The organism is Paenibacillus peoriae KCTC 3763, from assembly GCF_000236805.1.
GTDB lineage: Bacteria > Bacillota > Bacilli > Paenibacillales > Paenibacillaceae > Paenibacillus > Paenibacillus peoriae.
On the sequence record NZ_AGFX01000011.1, the window covers coordinates 78,865 to 96,180 of the forward strand.

A 17,316-nucleotide genomic window follows, 5' to 3' on the forward strand; every position below is an offset into this window, starting at 1 on the left:
GGAGGATACATCCTTGGAAGCAATACTAAGACGGCACTGGCCGGAGTGGAACGGAACGTTGCAGAAACGAACCGGGGGCTGGAATAATACGACGTATTTTGTTAAGGGTAGTGGGCGAAGCGGGGTGCTGCGCGTCTACGATACACACAGGGATAGGGATAAAATTGAATTTGAGCATGCGGTTTTACAGGCGCTCAGTAAGCATTCTCTGTCATTCAGGGCACCGATGCCAATGCGAACGGTTACGGGAGAGACCGTCGTTCAGCTTGAGAAGGAAAGCGGCAAATATGTCTGTCTGTTCGACTACATCGAAGGCAAATCACCACGGGAGCAGGATTCAAGCTTTGCTTATTCTTTTGGCGAGGTTACGGGTGAATTATCTGCTGTGCTTGCGACATTCAAGCTTGAACTGGCTCCAGTCTACCGACCGTACTACGCCTTGCAGCAATCCTATCCATTGTGCAACCAAGAGATCATTCGAGAGGTTTGCCTAAATCCGCCTGAGCCTCTGAAAGCATTGCATGATGAGCTACGATTGATAGGAAAAGTATATGAAGAGATTGCAGATTCGCTTCATGCACTGGAAGAATTGCCGCATCAGCTTGTACATGGGGACTTGAACGCTTCTAATTTGTTAGTAAAGGATTCCGATCATAGCCAGGTGGCTGCACTGCTTGACTTTGAATTTTGTACGCTAGACGTTCGGGTCATGGAACCAGCGGTCATCCTATCAGGTTTTTTGGGGCAACCGCAGGAGACGCAGGCTGTTCGGGATTTTTGCCAGGGCTTTTGCCGCCGAATTCATCTGTCCCGAGCTGAGATTGATGCGGTGCCTGTATTGATGCTGCTCAGGAAGGTAGATGTATTTCTTCATTTTTTGAGTCGCTTTCTGGAAGGAACGGATCAGCCACATGTGCTACAAGAGCAGGTCAAGCAGGTCTCTGCCGACTTGCTGCAACTGTGTACCAGAAGCAGCTGGATTCAGGAGGAATTGGTTCTCGCAGGAATGGCATCAAGTCAAAACCATACTGCCCGTTGGCATTAAGGTAGAAGGTTATATTTTCCAGCATGATAATTTCGTAACCTCACAGATTCTTTCCCCGTATAAAGATAAAAACATGATCCGAATCCGTTCCCGTCAGGGAAGAAGTGCAACCATGTTTAACAAAAATAGAAGTTGAGGTAATGCATTGTATGAATAAGGAATTTATGAATCATGCCGATCAAGGATATCATTTGGCTGAGCAGAAGGCGGTTCAGTATTTTACATCACTTTATACACAGGTCATAGACAAGACTTATGTGACTACTCTGACAGAAGATATTCAAATGTGGAAAATGAAGCATATTCATCATTCTTCATGGTTATCCTTCTTTTCGCGGGGAAAGAGAAAACCTGATACTCGGGATTACTATAAATACATTCAATGGCTGAATTATACAGGCAAATTGGATGCTTACCTGGATCGAAGCGTCTCCTATATTTACATGAGGGATTTAGGCAAAGCTTTGAATTCTGCTGACACACAGCTCCAGATTCAGCGTGTCACTGCTGACATCAAAAAACACTTGATTCAAGCTACCGGTGAAAACGGGGAAGACCAGCCAGAATTTATGAATTTGGCCGGGGTGTATCGGTGGGCCCAGAAGGAAGGTATAGAAACCGCCACGATCTGGGTAATCAACAAACTTAGGACCGTATCCTCTCATATTCCGAAGGAAATGGATGCAGAGCAGGCCCAGCGCAAACTGATTAAGCTCATAATCGGGGTTGTTCTGCATGTGATGGAAGAAATGGACGATAACGTATCACCTGCGGAACGTGCTCGCAGACTGGATGAAGCCATCCGGCTTGGTTATTCCTATGGTCTAACCTATCCTTTCATTGACGATCTGCTCGATTCCCAGGTTTTGACCGTACAAGAGAAAGAACAATACTCCTGTACGATACGTGCCGCGCTTCTTACTGGTACTGTGCCTGAGCTGGGCGACTGGAACGGAAATCATATGAAATTGATTCAATTCATACACGCAGAGCTTTCGGATGCTTTTGAGTATATTAAGGAACATCAGCGGCCGGACACACAGCAGACATTTTTCGAGCAGTCCTATGTCTTTTTTCATGCTCAGGATATCGACCGTGTGAAGGTGCTAACGCGAGCTGACTATACCAATGAAGAGCTTTATATACCTGTCATTTTAAAATCTTCTTCTTCCCGATTGATTGCCCGTGCTGTGATGGGTGCTCCAGAGAATGAGGGCTTTGAGCAACGAACATTCTTTTATGGTATCTATAACCAGTTAGCGGATGATTTTGCGGATATGGTTGACGATATGAGAGACGGTGCGGTAACCCCCTATACCTACTATTTAAAATACCATGACGAGCGTTCGGATCTGATCAACCCCTTTGAATTATACTGGGCAGTCATTTCCTATTTGATCCATAACGTGTATGATTCTGATGCTATGGCCCGTGAGGTGATTCTGGATCGTGCAATGAATGGACTCAAACGTTATAAAGAACGTGTAGGTACTGAAAAGTATAACGAGATTATGGGGATCTTTGCATCCGGAAATCCGGAATTCAATCGTCTCATCCAGCAGATGGTGCAAAAAGCGGATGATGTGGATTTTTTCGATAAACTGCTTCGCGACCAGATGATTACCCATCTGAGAAACAATACGAAAGAAAAGGAAGATTTTTTTAATACGATCACAACGGTTCGCCATCAGATTAACAACCAATTGAAAATTACCAAACCTCATGGGATTCCGGCGATGAAAGAACAGCTTATCGATGCTGCAAATTACAGTCTCGAAGGGGATGGGAAGCGTATACGGCCTATATTGACTTGGGTCATGGGTGTAAACGAATATGGACTGGACGCGTCAGCGATCGTGCCACTATTGAGATCATTGGAGTATATGCATACCGCATCCCTGATCTTTGATGATTTGCCTTCCCAGGACAACTCGTCTACCCGTAGAGGGCGTCAGACGTTACATCAGGTACACAATAGCGCTACTGCGGAACTAACCGGTCTGTATCTGATTCAGAAGGCGATTGGGGAACAATCGTCACTTGACCAGTTCCATGCTGAGACTGTGCTTGCTTTGATACAATACTCGGCTCAAAAGGCGGAGGATATGTGCATGGGTCAGGCAATGGATTTGGATTACAAAGGAAAGGCATTGACACTCGAGCAGTTGAACATGATGTGCTTTTACAAAACCGGAGTGGCATTTGAGGCTTGTCTGGTTATGCCTGCCATGCTTGCACAGGTCAAGGAGCCGGAAATTGCTGCTTTGAAGAAATTTGCTTATCACGCGGGGATTGCCTTCCAGATTAAAGATGATTTGCTTGATGTGGAGGGAAATCTGCTCTTACTTGGAAAACCTGTTGGCAAGGATTCTGAAAATAACAATTCGAATTTCGTGTCGATCCTGGGTCAGGAAGGTGCCAGTAAAGAGATGTGGGAACACTACTGTCTAGCTATGGAAGCGTTGAAAGAGATCCCCCGCAACACCGCTTTTCTAAAGCATGTAATGAACTATATGGTTAACCGGGACCGTTAAAAAGGTGTGTACCCCATTGCTTAATATAAGCGATGGGGTATTTTGCAAGGGGATAATCGTATCATCCTTTCATTTGAAAATATTTCTTTATTTTTGCAGCACTGTTATTTCTATTATAAAATGAAGCGCTTTCTTCCGATATATATATCATCATGGTGTGATCTCTTGAGTTTGATTAGAGAAAGTGCTTATGAGAGAGCGGCGTGATCGATTATACATAGACGACTGGAGGAGTTTTGATGAAAACAAAACTATCAGAAGGCACTAAAAGCGCAAAAGGATTTAGAGATTCAAAGTTCACGACAACGATGGTCACCATGATCATTGTTAGCCTGGTGGGTTTGCTCATTGTATCGCTGGTTGGGGTTTTTGGCATGTACCAAGCCAAAGAGGGTCAAGGTATTTTGTACATGGATCGTTTTCAACACCAGACGAATATTCTGGAAGTCAAAAGTGATTTTTATAACATGCGGGCCAACTATACCAAAGTGCTTGATAATGATGAGTACACAGATAAACAATACAAACAGGTACAGAAGGGAAAAGACAGTGTTACATCAGGGTTAAATAAATTCGCGCAAAAGAATCTGGATTCGATGGAACAAAAATTGTACGAGGAATTAAGGGGCAGCATAGATACCTATTATCAGAATATTGAGCAGATCATGGCAGTCAAAAAAAATACCGGTACGTATGATAAGGAAGAGAGAACCCGGATTAATACATCCAGTACGGCGATTGTGAAGATGCTGACTGCTATTTCTGATTACAATAATGAACAATCAGCCAACTTATATCAGAATACACAAAATGAGATTAACATGCGCACGATTGTTTTGATCGTGATTCTGGCCCTGGTGATGGCTGTTCTTGGTATGATCTCCTTTTCAGCCATTCGGAATATCCGTTCTCGGATGAGCACCATTACGACATACTGTGAAGAGATTACCCAAGGAAATTTAATGGCAGCATTTGATCCGGCCCTGCTCAAGGGAAATAACGAAATCGCTGTCATTGCACGTGCCATTCAACAAATGACAGATTCAACCTCAATGGTTATTACGGGAGTTGTCAATGAGTCCCGTCAAATTAACCAGTTAAGTGATCAGACGAATCATAATATGGCAGACCTTAACGAGCAGGTTAGAGATGTATCCGCTACGGTCGAACAGTTATCGGCAGCGATGGAAGAGACTTCAGCCTATACAGAAAACATGAATCATGCTGTGGATGAAGTGCAGCGGGCGGCAGAGCATATTGCGGTCAAAACGCAGGAAAGGGCCCAGTCTGCTTATGCTTCAAGCCAAAAGGCTGAAGCGTTGAAGCAAAAGGCGAGTGTATCCAATCAAGTGTCCAAGGAAATTTACCAGAAGGCCAGTGAAAAGATGGCGGAAGCGCTGGAACAGGCCAAGGCGGTAGACCAAATACGTATGCTTTCCCAGTCTATTCTGGAAATTACGGCCCAAACCAATTTGCTGGCTCTCAACGCATCCATCGAAGCGGCTCGGGCGGGGGAGTCGGGCAGGGGATTTGTGGTTGTGGCGAGTGAGATTCGCAAGCTGGCAGATGGGTCCAGGCAGGCGGTAGACCAGATTCAGAGTGTGACTCAAGAGGTTGTGCAGTCGGTAGCCAATCTGACCACCAATGCCGAAGAATTGCTCCAATTTCTGCAAACCCAGGTTAGCAACGATTACCAGCTGCTTGAGGATACAGCGGAACAATATTACAACGATGCGGTTGAGCATACGAATACAGTCAACGATTTGAACGCCACCTCCAAGCAGGTGAATGCAACCATTCAAACCATGGTGAGAGCGATTCATGAGATTGCAACAGCCAGTGAACAGTCTGCCATCTCTACCCAGCACATAGCTGAAAATATGGTTTTATCGGCGGAAAAGTCTCTTGAAGTGGCGCAGCAGTCCGATCAGGTGAAGGAAAGTGCTGCCCGGTTAAATGAGCTAGTCGATGATTTTACAATTTGATGAAGCCAGTACGGGGGAGCGGTATTTCATATGAAGGGCTGTCTTCATTCACTTGATAGGCAGGGGAGATAGGAAACAATATATTCAAGAAATGTAGTTAAGGGAGCCGCAGGAAGGTTCCCTTTTTCACTTTATTCTCTAGGGTTGCCTTCGGCACGCAACTCTTCCTGTTCAGCCGCTTGCATCAGCGTGTAAATCTGCCGGGCTGTATTTACATTCCGCACCGTCATTTGCTGATACAGGCTGGTGCCGACGAGCTTCGTGATCCCGCTTTTTATGACATGCTCTTTGCTGACAGAAAACAGAATGGCTCCGGGCGTATATATTACATGGCCTATTCCCGGCTTCAAAGGAAGCTTGTCCACAACGGAAATATCGTTGATTTCATCCCACAAAAACATTACATCACTTTTCATCTGGGTATCATTCGTCCATTCCTCCGGCAATGCCTCCATAATGGTCCGGATTTCCGCCATATTGCGGACGATGACCCGAATAGGTAAGCTGAAATCCTCCAGTATCGCTTGCTCCAGTTGCAGCGACAGTTCCTCATTGGATTGACCTTTACTGGTAAAAACGATATTTCCGGAGTTGATGTACGTTGTCACATGGCCCATGCCTGCCTTCTCAAACGTTTGCTTGAGCTTTTTCATGTCAATTTTGTTTTTGCCGCCTACATTAATGCCTCGCAGCAATGCGATATAGATCATATCAGGCCACCTCTCCTGTGCAAAAGTATTTTAACAAAAGGATAGACTTAAATACGCCTTTTTCAGAAACCTCCTACATATTATCCGTTTCTAAGATATCATAATACACAAATAAAGAACATATGTTTCTATGTTTTTAGCAGCACTATTAATTCATATTTGCCATCTTGTTGATCCTGCCAGATTAATTTTACAATGTAGGAGTGAGATGGATTAAGCTGAAAATATACGTTAGTTATCACAATTGTAAAGAAGGTTGAACCAGAATGGTACTTATCAAGGAACGTTTTTTTGGATGTCTGGTCGGACTGGCTGCGGGTGATGCTTTGGGAACCACGGTGGAATTCAGCAGTCCAGGTACATTTGAACCTGTAACGGATATCGTGGGCGGCGGTGTATTTGGATTGAAAGCGGGACAGTGGACGGACGATACGTCCATGGCCCTCTGTTTAGCCGAAAGTCTGGTGCGAAAAGATGAATTTGATCCGGCAGACCAGATGCGGCGATACACAAATTGGTACTATGTAGGATATATGAGCAGCACAGGAACATGCTTTGATATCGGTGGTGCGACAAGAGGGGCGCTGCATCGGTTCGAAGCCACTGGAGATCCGTACAGCGGATCTGTTGACCCCATGAGCGCGGGAAATGGCTCCATTATGAGGCTTGCACCTGTTGCTATGGCCTATGCGAACCGTCCGGAAGAGGCGATAAGGTACGCCGAGATGAGTTCACGCACCACCCATGGAGCAGTCGAAAGTGTTGAGGCCTGCGCGGTGCTTGCTTCAATCCTTGTAGCAGCTCTGCGTGGGGCAGACAAAGAAGCCATGTTATCAGCCGATGTGTGCCGTAAGTGGCGGCGGGACAAGCCAACTTATTCGACAGCAATTGAAGGAATCATCCAGGGATCTTACCGCCATAAGGAGCCGCCCGAAATCCAGGGAACCGGTTATGTCATTCGTTCCCTTGAGGCTGCGTTGTGGGCATTTCATCATTCAACTTCATTTGAAAGTGGGGCACTGCTGGCAGTAAACCTTGGGGATGATGCTGATACAACCGGAGCAGTGTACGGGCAGATTGCCGGGGCTTATTACGGGCAAAGTGGAATTCCGGGTCATTGGCGTGAGAAGCTTGCAATGAAGGAGACGATTGATGAACTTACTGAGGCTTTATGGAAGAAGGCCGAAAATAACCTCAATGAAGGATGAACATGGGTTCATGTTGACTTTTAAAGGCTGGGATTGCGACACTACATCATGATATGAAATCAAGTATAAAAAGACTAATAACTAGGAGTTTTGTCATCATGAAAAAACAGTTCAGCATTCAACCCGCTGTTCCTTCGGATTTGGAGTCGGCGGATCATGTTTTTGAAAGTTCCATATCTGCGGCATTTGAACAGGAGGGTCTGGAAGCTTTAATCGATGACATACAGCAGGAGATTGAACATAAAAAACAGTTGCTGCGTGCATCTTTGTCAGCTTTGAATCCAGACTTGTTTTTCCTGACGGCCATACATAACCATAAAGTCGTTGGAACGATCTCTTATGGTCCCTGTGGAGAAGAAATCAGGAAATGTACCAACGACGAACTCCGGCATGTGGGGACTTTGGGGAGTTTGTATGTGCTGCCCAGTTATCAGGGACAGGGAGTGGGCTCGGCGTTGATTCGAGCTTTGATGGTCAGGCTGAAAGAAATGGAAGTTGCACAATTTTGCCTGGATAGCGGCTTCAAAATAGCCCAGACCAAATGGCTGCGAAAATTCGGCACCCCCTACACTGTTGCAAAGGATTATTGGGGCAAGGATGGAGATCACATGGTGTGGCTATGTGAAGTACAGGATTTTTTATGAGAAATAGAGTGAATCAATCTCCTATAACCTGAATAGAAGTGAGCCGCTGGGCCTTATTGGTTCGAGAGAGAAAACCGCCTGTGATCAAATCTTGCACCTGTAGAGGATGAATGTGAGCATATGGTGACATAAAGAGTGCATCGTGCCCATCCTGATGCACTCTCCTTTATAATAATAAAAAAGGGACAAGGAGATGAACTCAAAATGAAAAAATTAACCTTGATAGCTACCGGGTTAGTCGCTGTCGCCATGGGGACATACTTGATTGCAGGGAATGCCCCAAGAGAAGAAGCCGGCAACCTGGGAGCGTCAAATATCAAGCAATTGGTGCAGGATTTCAGTACAAGAAAGGCAACGGCCGAGTCTGCTTCCATCACTTCCACTCAGTTGAGCGTATCGGAGGATGGTAAAACTGCAAAGAACTACGCTCTGCCTGACAACGAATTTTTTCTTTCGATAGCGCCATATATGGAACAGACCCACCCTTGTGCAACTCATAGTCTGACCGGTTGTCAAGGCGAAATGAAGGATGAGGAGTTCAGTGTAACGATTCGTGATTCCGCTGGAAATTCAGTCATGCATAAGACCTCAATAAAATCCCAGCCCAATGGATTCATTGATCTATGGCTACCGCGTGACAAAACCTATAGCGTTACGGTGGAGCATGCAGGGAAGACTGCAAAATCCCAAATTTCCACGTTTGAAAAGGACGATACCTGTATTACCACGATGCAATTGGGTTAATACAGTGAATTAAATTCCAGTTATCGGAATCCTGTATATAGGAAAGGGATTGGAAGGTTTACAAAGCTCTTAACTTTCGGAAAATATAACGATACCAGGCACCAGCTACCCCGTGGAAGGAGTGACTGGGTCAGATACTATGCTGAACCGGAAAGCAAGACATGTCTGCGTTCCCGTTGAACGCTCTGCACTACCTTTTATCATTGACAAAATTACATTTCTCCGTCATAATCCAAAAATGATAATGATTATCATTATCTTAAAATGTACATACATGAGGAGAATATGTTCTATGAAAAAAGGTAGTTTGAGCGGGGTTTTATTGCTGCTGGTTTTTGCGCTTGCTTTGGCAGGCTGCGGGGCGGCCGGTAATACATCGGATACAAATCAGACGCCAGCTTCCGGCAGTACACCATCCGAAGCGGCTGGTCCTGTGAAGGTAAAGCATCATCGTGGCGAGATCACACTTGACAGCCCGGCCAAGCGTGTTGTCGTGCTGGAATGGACATTTACGGAGGATCTGGTTGCGCTGGGCGTTCAGCCGATTGGTAATGCGGATAATGCCGGATACAAGCAGTATGTATCTTCGGAGGCGGCTCTGGACAGCAGCGTGACCGATGTCGGAACGCGCGACGAGCCCAATCTGGAGGCGATTGCTGCATTGAAGCCGGATCTGATTATTTCCAATGTTGATGGAAATGCAGCTATCTATGATCAACTGAAAGCCATTGCACCGACAGTCGAATATAGTCTGAATAGCGGTAAAGGCTATGATTATGACAAAATGGTGGAGATATTCAATAACATCGCGGTCGCTCTTGGAAAAGAAGATAAAGCGAAGCAGGTGCTGAAGGAGCTGGATCAGCATTATGCACAGGCCAAAGAAAAGCTCGCTGCTGCCGGAAAAGCGGACTTCCATTATATTCTGACACAGGCGTTCACTTATCAAAATGCGGCCAGCCTGCGCATGTTCGCGGATAACTCGGTCGTCGTAGGCACACTGGCGAAGATCGGGCTGGTTAACGATTGGAAACCGGCCAAGCTTGAACCGTATGGTTTTTCAACGGTAGGCATTGAAGCGTTGTCTGCCGTTCAGGACAGCAACTTCCTCTATATTGTGCAGCCGGACGATGATGTTTTTGGTGCAGCGCTGAAAAGTAATTCGGTCTGGAACGGCCTGAATTTTGTCAAAGAAAAACGTACCTATGCATTGGACAGCAAGACATGGACGTTTGGCGGTCCTGTCTCGTCAAAAGCGTTGGTCGACAACGCGGTTGCGGCGATTACAAAATGAGCCGGGGCTGAGTATTCTGTCCGGTATATAACTGGCGCATGGCAAGCATGAATGGGGCGGTCTAACCGTTCTCATCCATGCTTTTTTTATTTTATTGGCTTATAGATTGGCTGCTATCCCGTTGCATTTCTATTCGTTGGTTCCCCATTTTGTTCATTCTCCAGTTTATTCTTCACCCGTAGATACAGGGTTCTCCTTATAACTAATCCAGTTGCTCGTCGACGGAAATTGAGCCTGGGGACATACGCTACATCTCCTGTATGCTTATGGGCATCCAGGTCCCGTGTAATACCTTAATTTGTATATACTAAAAACCTATTAAAACAGCTGCATACTTCCGACATATTATCTAAGAGCTTTTCGCTCAATATTCCTCGGGGAGATGGCAGCATGTCACAAAATATGAAAAAGCGCGTATACAGATCATCCAGCATCGCGAACACATTGGCCTTGGTGCTGTTAGTCATTATCGTTGTCGTCTTTGCAACCTTGGGGACGTTTATGTTTGCAAGCACACAAAGCATGCTTGTCAACCAGCAAGAGGGCATGCTTCAGACCAAGACGCAGGCAATCGTTAGTCAATTCGATGCGTTATTTAAGGAAAAGGGATCGCTTGTCAAACAAATGTCAACGAACAATTTATTTAGGCAATACATAGAAACAACCCAATCCGCAGAAATGGCGAAAACTTCTCCTTATGCTACGGAGACCAAAGCGACTCTGGCAGCCATTGTAAAAGCAGAGCCTTCTTTTGCCGATGCCTGGATTGCAGGAATATCTGGCAAAGGTTTCTTTCTTCAAAATGATGGTGCTGCTTCCAAACCAGATTTCGATATCCAAACACGCCCGTACTTCAAGCCGGCTGTAGAAGCAGACGGTTTATACTACTCAGATCCCTATATTGATGTCAATTCGGGCAATGTGGTCATGGGTATTTTCTATCCGATCAAAAATAACAGCAATCAGTTAATTGGGTTTGCTGCAGTTGATATTGCTTTCAAAGATATCCCTGCCATGATGCAAAGCTATTCGCTTGGAAGCACAGGCTATTCGATTCTGGCATCCAAAACAGGCGATATTTTATATCATCCCGATCAGAATAAAGTGTTGAAAGAAAAGATTAACGAAAGCACAGGTGATCTTGGGGAGATCGGAAAGAAAATGATTGCCGGCGAGTCCGGAGTACAGCTAATTAATGATAATGGAGAGCGTCGTTACATCGGCTATGCAACCAGTAAAGATACCGGGTGGTCCGTAGGCTTAACCATTTCTCAACAAGAGGCGCTCGCAGAATTAAAAGCTTTTACCTGGATTACCATTGGCGGTTTTGCTGCTGCTACAATTCTGCTGGTTGTGATTTGTTATATAACGCTCCGTTATCTGTTGAGATCAATACCGAAGCTGCTCGCTAAAATCAAGCTGATTGAAAATGGAGATTTGACCGTTCCGTTTGATACACATTCCAACAACGAAATCGGTCAAATTTCTCAAGGAGTTCACAATATGGTTCAAAAAATTCAAGGAATGCTGCAAATGGTGGGTAGCTCAGCTCAAGTGTTGAATCAGTCTTCACATGATTTGCAATCCATTTCTTCCAGAACCGCGATAACGATGAACGATACCGCGACAGCAATCAATGAAATTGCCAATGCGACGAACTACCAGTCAGTCGAAACGGAAAACATTTTACAGAAAACCGGAGCATTATCCGGCCAAATTGACGAAATCGCCAATGATACGAAAGCCATCGAAACGATGGTGCAAACTTCTGCCGAACAAAGCGGATTGGGGCTGGCTGTAGTAGATCAGCTATCCAAATGGGCGGAAGAAAACCACAATTCCACACAAGCGATGTCATCTATTATTCAGGAGATTGACCTAAGCCGTCATGAGATTTCGAGCTTCGTGGACACGGTCAATCAAATTGCAACGCAAACCAACCTGCTGGCGCTCAATGCTTCCATTGAAGCTGCACGCGCAGGAGAACAGGGCAGAGGGTTTGCCGTGGTAGCCGGGGAGGTGCGCAAGCTGGCTGAGCAGACGGCGCTGGCGACACAGGAAATCTACAAGAAGGTACGTGTGATTGAAGAAAAAACGAGCGTATCGATTGAGCACACAGTTCACAGCCTGAAAATTGCAGAAGAAAATGCGCGATCGGTGGAGAACACCAAACAAGTATTCTTTAGTATTAACAAGGATTTGGAAGATTTGAAATCGCGAATGTTCCAGATCAGCAACAACACCTCTAAAGTCCACAAGCACAAAGATGAAATTTTGCAGGCGCTGGAGATCATCTCTTCCACCACGGAGGAGAATTCCGCTTCAACCGAAGAAGTTAGCGCCAGCACGCAGGAACAATTGGAGAGCTTCGAACAGGTTGCTGAACTATCCAAACAATTAAGCCAATTGTCAAATAAGCTTCAAAACGAATTAAGCCAGTTTAAGGTTGAGGAACATGAATAGGTATGATTTTGACTTATGTACAGCAAAGCCCGCGTCCAGCGCGGGCTTTTTACCTTCAACAGCTGTTGTGGGGTAGGTTCTTGGTAGCTGTTGCGGGGATACAGATAGACCATACGTGTTAACTGAAGTTTTAGCGGGGGGAAGATATGAATTGCTTTGAAAAAAATGTTGTGTCCGTCTGGTACGGTCACTTTGCCTCTGATGATGAGTTGTTTGATTATATTGAGATAAATTACCCGGAAGATGAAAACGAGGATGTTTTTAGCGGTTTTTTGAATGATCATGAAATAGATGATTTTGACGAAGATTTTGCTGAAGGAGTCTTTCTGATTAATAGGGCAGATGATGACATAAAAGACGTTTCCTACGTTGATTCTTTTTTATTCCCGCTATTAAATGACTTGGGTAAAATAGATGGTAAATATAATTCGTTGTTCTTTATATATGATTGTAATACAAGCAGTTTACCTGAAAAAAATGGCGACAAAATGCGCTTTTTAGCCACATATCCTTATTTTCTTAATAAATGAGAAACAAATAATCGGGTTCTTCTTTTGTTTTTGCGGTGAGGTGGGAGAGTTCCAAAAGGATACCTACTGAACCTTATGCTGGGGGATTTGTTGGAGAAGGTGACGGCGTTGCTATGGGATGATGTAACAGAGGAACTGGACAAGTAAAGGTAAGACATTTTATGATAATCTAAATTGGACTTAACGATTCAATAATTTACTCTGAAAGAATCAGGGGCTTAAGATGAATATCCATCTTAAGTCCCTTTTTTTGTGCGAAATTAGATTTCTAATTTTTTGAACGGCTGATATACTAAGGAGGCAAGCAAGATGAAGATAAACCTAATTTATCGGGATGAAAAAACGATGGGCGTACGGTTGGAGCGATATGGAGTCAAGGAGCGAGAAGGGATTCGATCCATACCGGGCAGGAAATGGGTTCCGGACGAAAAAATCTGGACGATTCCGTACAGTATCTCGGCTGTAGCAAGCATGTTGGAAGTGTATCGGAGCTGCAAGTTCGAGTGCGACGAGCGCTTGAATAAAGAGCTGCCGTACATCCGGGAATGGCTGGATGGGCGGGGCGAGCAGGCTAATGCGGGTCTCTCTTCTTCGGATCGAGGTGAATGGAATCCTAATCAGCGGCAAGAATTGCGCGATGCATTGGTGGCAAGGGGCTACAGCAGCAAGACGATTAAAGCATACATATCGCAAACAGAACGCTTTTTTGCTGGATTGCAAGGAACCGAAGCAAGTATAAATGATGCGACGGTGCAAAAATATGCGCTGGCGCTGCTCGAAAAAGGCCTTTCGCACGCTTATGTTAACCAAGCGATCAGCACGCTGAAATTTTACTTTCGTCATGTGCTAAAGCAGCCCAAATCCACCGCCTATGTTCGTCCGAAAAAGGAGAGTAAACTGCCGGATGTGCTGTCCCTGAATGAGGTCATGCGTCTGTTGGAAGCAGTGGAAAATCCAAAGCATCGGGCTATTCTGTACCTGACGTATACATCCGGGCTGCGGGTAAGCGAAGTGGTGAGATTGCGTCCTGAAGACTGCGACCGTGAACGGAAAGTGCTGAAAGTTCGTCAGGGAAAGGGTAGGAAGGATCGGCAAACGTTGCTCTCCGAAGCGGCTTTTGAGGTGGTCGAGCAGTACATAGGGGGAGCAGCCAGAAGGCTGGCTGTTTCCAGGACAGAGGGAAGGCCGCCACCTGACGGAACGTTCAGCGCAGAAAGTGTTTGAAAAGGCGCTGGCTGAAGCGGGCATTCACAAACAGGTAAGTATCCATTCGCTAAGGCATTCCTTTGCGACCCATTTGCTGGAGAATGGGATCGATCTTCGCTATATTCAGGAACTGCTAGGGCATCAGAGTGTGCGAACGACGGAGCGGTATACACATGTGAGTAGGCGGGACATTGGGCGGATTCAAAGTCCGTTGGATCGGATGAGCGGGCTGGACGATTGAAACGCAGAAAGTGCGGGAATAAGGAGAAAAGTGCAGGATTTACGAAGTTCGTGAATATAACGAGGAGAGCATTTTTTCGGAAGTTCGTAAATAAGACGTTATACGACAGAATCTATCAGAAAAATGGAGGTTAATTAATATGGATTCACTATTAAGCCAAGAAGATTTAGATGAGATTGAATCAATTGCTGCTAACTTTGAACAAAAATACAGCAAGTTCACAACTGACACAAGTTCTGAGAGTGATCTTCAAACTATACTAAGAGCACACTTATACATTGAGTACGAATTAGAGCAGATATTATTAAAAAACTTACTCCATCCAGAAATATTAAGAGATAAATTACGTTTCATTGACAAAGTAAGATTCGTGTTTTCAATGGGACTGCTCCCAAGAGAGGACATGGACGCAATATTGAAGATCAATAATCTGAGGAATACATTTGCGCATAAGCTGGAATATAACTTCTCTGAAGAGGACTTAAATAAATTAATGGATTCTTTTTCAAATAAGCAGCGAACAGACTATGCATCATATTTAAAGGGAGAAACAAACGCTGGTGTAAGTGGAAAACTTAAAACAGCCCTTTTCACTATATGGATATCATTATGTGAAGTTAATAGCATCTCTAAGGAATTGGCCGAAAAAATGCAAAGGAACTTAGAGTATATAAAAAAATAATAAAAAGGTAGATTGATTCAATCTATATAGGGAAATGTATACAGAAACAACAGCCGTAAACTGAATATAAGTTATGAGATAAGTTTAACTGCAAATCATCCTATTTGAATTAATACGCACAGGAAGATAACTAATAGTGAAGGCAGATCTGAGAAGAAATCCCGTCGTATAACATAATAATATTCAAGCAGCGGCTCTTTTGGAGCCTTGGTCTGTTGGACGAATTTCGAGAGGAGTGTCAGCAGGCAACCCCTTTGGGTTTCATGAATACAGAAAGCTGAAAGTGTTGAAAAAATAAATAGGGAATCAGGAGTAGATTTAATGAAGTTTGATTTCATAAAGCCAAATAGCAACAGAAAGATTAATTTATTGGCATTTTTTATCATGAGTTTTTTCAGCGTTTGTTCTTATTTCTTATTTATTAAATCAAGTGACATTATATTTCACGTAATTACTGCTGGGTTTCTGTTTATCTTTACAATTGGTGCTTTATTGTTCCTAACAATTGTCTTTTTTAAAGATAATAAATTTTTTAATTTCTTACTTTTGATTTTACTAACGCCATTAATTTTATTGTTTTCTATAATAATTAATGTATATTATTTCATTTTTGTACCAGGACTTGTTCTCTTTATAATGGCAGTTCTAGTATTTATTTTATATATATTAACTGGATTATTGCTAATGAGTTTAGGTGTAGACGGGAATAATAAGGCTATTCTTTACGTATGCACTATTATTGTAATTTTACTTTATTATTACTTTGGAGATAGACTTTTTAAGTCTCTTAATTCATTTGTCTACAAATTAGCTGCAAATGAATACTCGAAGAAAAGAAGAATTTGGTTAGATAAAACGTTTAATCCTGACACAAATAGAAAATCACTATATTTATTATTGCTTTTAGTTTATATCGTAGTTAAGGTGTCATATTTTGCAGACTACGAGCCATTGTTTAGACTCGAATTTATAAATGAAGCTTTACTGACATTTGTCATTTTTGACACCTTAGTATCAGGAAAAAATAGTATAGGAAATCTCTTGAAAAGTAATTCTAGCAAAAGTAAAAAAAATCATGAACAAACTTAATGTAATTCTTAGAAGTCAGTACCTTCAGCTAAGACAATATTCGCGCTTCGGGCCATTCGGCCCTTGATCTACCAGGAGTTGTTTTGTAGAAGAATAATCAGACAGAGACATCCATTCCCCTAAGATAAGAGCTATCTAACGAACACCCTAACGTTATACGACAGAATCAAAATGAAAAAGAGCCAGAAGGCTCTCATTCTAAAGATATATGTAATTCGTTATGCAGATGAAGAGCGTCCTTAAAACCTTGCAAATAAATTTCACGTTCTAAAATAGCTTGTACAGAAAGCTCAGCATCGTCGTAAAGGAATAGGGTCTTCTGTATATTCTCCGGTACTCCTTCATGTAACTGCTTGAAGTAGAGATTCCGTTCGGATGAAAATTGGTTGTAGCTGGAGTTGTTTTTGATAAGCTCGCCATATAAAGATTCAATTCGAGTATAAATCAGTGAATCAAGTAAGACTTCTAAAGAATTATGCATTTTAAACACCTTCCAATGTATTTGATTTTATGAATAAAAGTTCAACTTATTAAACATAATTTTATCATATCAAATAATTAAGTCAATACATGTTGAAGATGTTTTTGATAAAGAAAATATACTTTCATATAATTAAAGAAAAATTCACTTGATGTGTGAAAGGAATATCAGATGATTAGTTATAAACCATTTCAAAAATTATTGATCGACAGGGAGATTAAGAAGCAAGATTTATTGAAAATGACAGGTATCTCATCTGCTACAATGGCGAAACTCAATACAAACGAATATGTATCATTAGAAGTGATTGATAAATTATGTGCGGCTTTAGGTTGTCAGCCAGGAGATTTATTGGAACATATAGCAGAACAATGACAGATTAGAATCAAGAATGAATGTTGGTTAACCGAAGAAGTGATTCCATCGTATAACATAATATTCAAGCAGCGGCTCCTTTGGA

Annotated in this window: 14 protein-coding genes and 1 pseudogene; 13 read left to right on the plus strand and 2 right to left on the minus strand. The window is 43.3% G+C overall.

Annotation, left to right across the window (positions count from 1 at the left end):
* The first annotated feature begins 13 nt into the window (after positions 1 to 13).
* From KQI_RS26640 to KQI_RS0102745, 3 genes are all read left to right on the plus strand, one after another.
* Complete coding sequence (locus KQI_RS26640; RefSeq protein WP_010345178.1) at positions 14 to 1,045, plus strand: phosphotransferase enzyme family protein; 1,032 nt, start codon at positions 14 to 16, stop codon at positions 1,043 to 1,045.
* Between the two features lie 140 nt (positions 1,046 to 1,185).
* A complete protein-coding gene (locus tag KQI_RS0102740; RefSeq protein ID WP_029390004.1) occupies positions 1,186 to 3,579 on the plus strand; it encodes a polyprenyl synthetase family protein in 2,394 nt (797 codons plus the stop codon).
* Positions 3,580 to 3,818: 239 nt separating this feature from the next.
* Positions 3,819 to 5,564, plus strand: a complete 1,746-nt coding sequence (locus KQI_RS0102745) for a methyl-accepting chemotaxis protein (protein ID WP_010345180.1) — start codon at positions 3,819 to 3,821, stop codon at positions 5,562 to 5,564.
* A 131-nt stretch (positions 5,565 to 5,695) separates the two neighbouring features.
* Here KQI_RS0102745 and KQI_RS0102750 read toward each other — a convergent pair whose 3' ends face one another.
* Positions 5,696 to 6,274 carry a DUF1697 domain-containing protein gene (locus KQI_RS0102750; protein ID WP_010345181.1) on the minus strand — a complete coding sequence of 193 codons (579 nt, stop codon included), beginning with the start codon at positions 6,272 to 6,274 and terminating at the stop codon, positions 5,696 to 5,698.
* 266 nt (positions 6,275 to 6,540) lie between these two features.
* Here KQI_RS0102750 and KQI_RS0102755 point away from each other — a divergent pair, with 266 nt between their 5' ends.
* The 9 genes and pseudogenes from KQI_RS0102755 (at position 6,541) to KQI_RS0102800 (ending at position 16,375) form a co-directional block, all read left to right on the plus strand.
* Positions 6,541 to 7,482 carry an ADP-ribosylglycohydrolase family protein gene (locus KQI_RS0102755; protein ID WP_010345182.1) on the plus strand — a complete coding sequence of 314 codons (942 nt, stop codon included), beginning with the start codon at positions 6,541 to 6,543 and terminating at the stop codon, positions 7,480 to 7,482.
* Positions 7,483 to 7,580: 98 nt separating this feature from the next.
* Positions 7,581 to 8,126, plus strand: coding sequence for a GNAT family N-acetyltransferase (locus KQI_RS0102760; protein WP_010345183.1), 546 nt, complete (start codon positions 7,581 to 7,583; stop codon positions 8,124 to 8,126).
* A 204-nt stretch (positions 8,127 to 8,330) separates the two neighbouring features.
* The gene (locus KQI_RS0102765; protein ID WP_010345184.1) at positions 8,331 to 8,870 is read left to right on the plus strand and encodes a CueP family metal-binding protein; all 540 of its coding nucleotides are present in this window, start codon (positions 8,331 to 8,333) and stop codon (positions 8,868 to 8,870) included.
* A 292-nt stretch (positions 8,871 to 9,162) separates the two neighbouring features.
* Entirely contained in the window at positions 9,163 to 10,164 is a 1,002-nt protein-coding gene (locus KQI_RS0102770) for an ABC transporter substrate-binding protein (RefSeq protein WP_010345185.1), read from the plus strand.
* Between the two features lie 390 nt (positions 10,165 to 10,554).
* Entirely contained in the window at positions 10,555 to 12,627 is a 2,073-nt protein-coding gene (locus tag KQI_RS0102775) for a methyl-accepting chemotaxis protein (RefSeq protein ID WP_010345186.1), read from the plus strand.
* Positions 12,628 to 12,773: 146 nt separating this feature from the next.
* Positions 12,774 to 13,157 carry an immunity 22 family protein gene (locus KQI_RS0102780; protein WP_010345187.1) on the plus strand — a complete coding sequence of 128 codons (384 nt, stop codon included), beginning with the start codon at positions 12,774 to 12,776 and terminating at the stop codon, positions 13,155 to 13,157.
* A 471-nt stretch (positions 13,158 to 13,628) separates the two neighbouring features.
* Positions 13,629 to 14,604, plus strand: a pseudogene (xerA, locus tag KQI_RS29125) (site-specific tyrosine recombinase/integron integrase).
* Positions 14,605 to 14,743: 139 nt separating this feature from the next.
* Complete coding sequence (locus tag KQI_RS0102795) at positions 14,744 to 15,286, plus strand: hypothetical protein (RefSeq protein ID WP_010345191.1); 543 nt, start codon at positions 14,744 to 14,746, stop codon at positions 15,284 to 15,286.
* A 321-nt stretch (positions 15,287 to 15,607) separates the two neighbouring features.
* On the plus strand, positions 15,608 to 16,375 hold the full coding sequence (locus KQI_RS0102800; RefSeq protein ID WP_010345192.1) for a hypothetical protein: 768 nt from the start codon (positions 15,608 to 15,610) through the stop codon (positions 16,373 to 16,375).
* A gap of 193 nt (positions 16,376 to 16,568) precedes the next feature.
* On the opposite strand, the gene KQI_RS0102805 is transcribed toward KQI_RS0102800, so the two are convergent.
* The gene (locus KQI_RS0102805) at positions 16,569 to 16,856 is read right to left on the minus strand and encodes a hypothetical protein (RefSeq protein WP_010345193.1); all 288 of its coding nucleotides are present in this window, start codon (positions 16,854 to 16,856) and stop codon (positions 16,569 to 16,571) included.
* 171 nt (positions 16,857 to 17,027) lie between these two features.
* On the opposite strand from KQI_RS0102805, the gene KQI_RS0102810 reads away from it, so the two are divergent.
* Positions 17,028 to 17,231, plus strand: coding sequence for a helix-turn-helix domain-containing protein (locus tag KQI_RS0102810; protein ID WP_010345194.1), 204 nt, complete (start codon positions 17,028 to 17,030; stop codon positions 17,229 to 17,231).
* Positions 17,232 to 17,316: the final 85 nt, after the last annotated feature.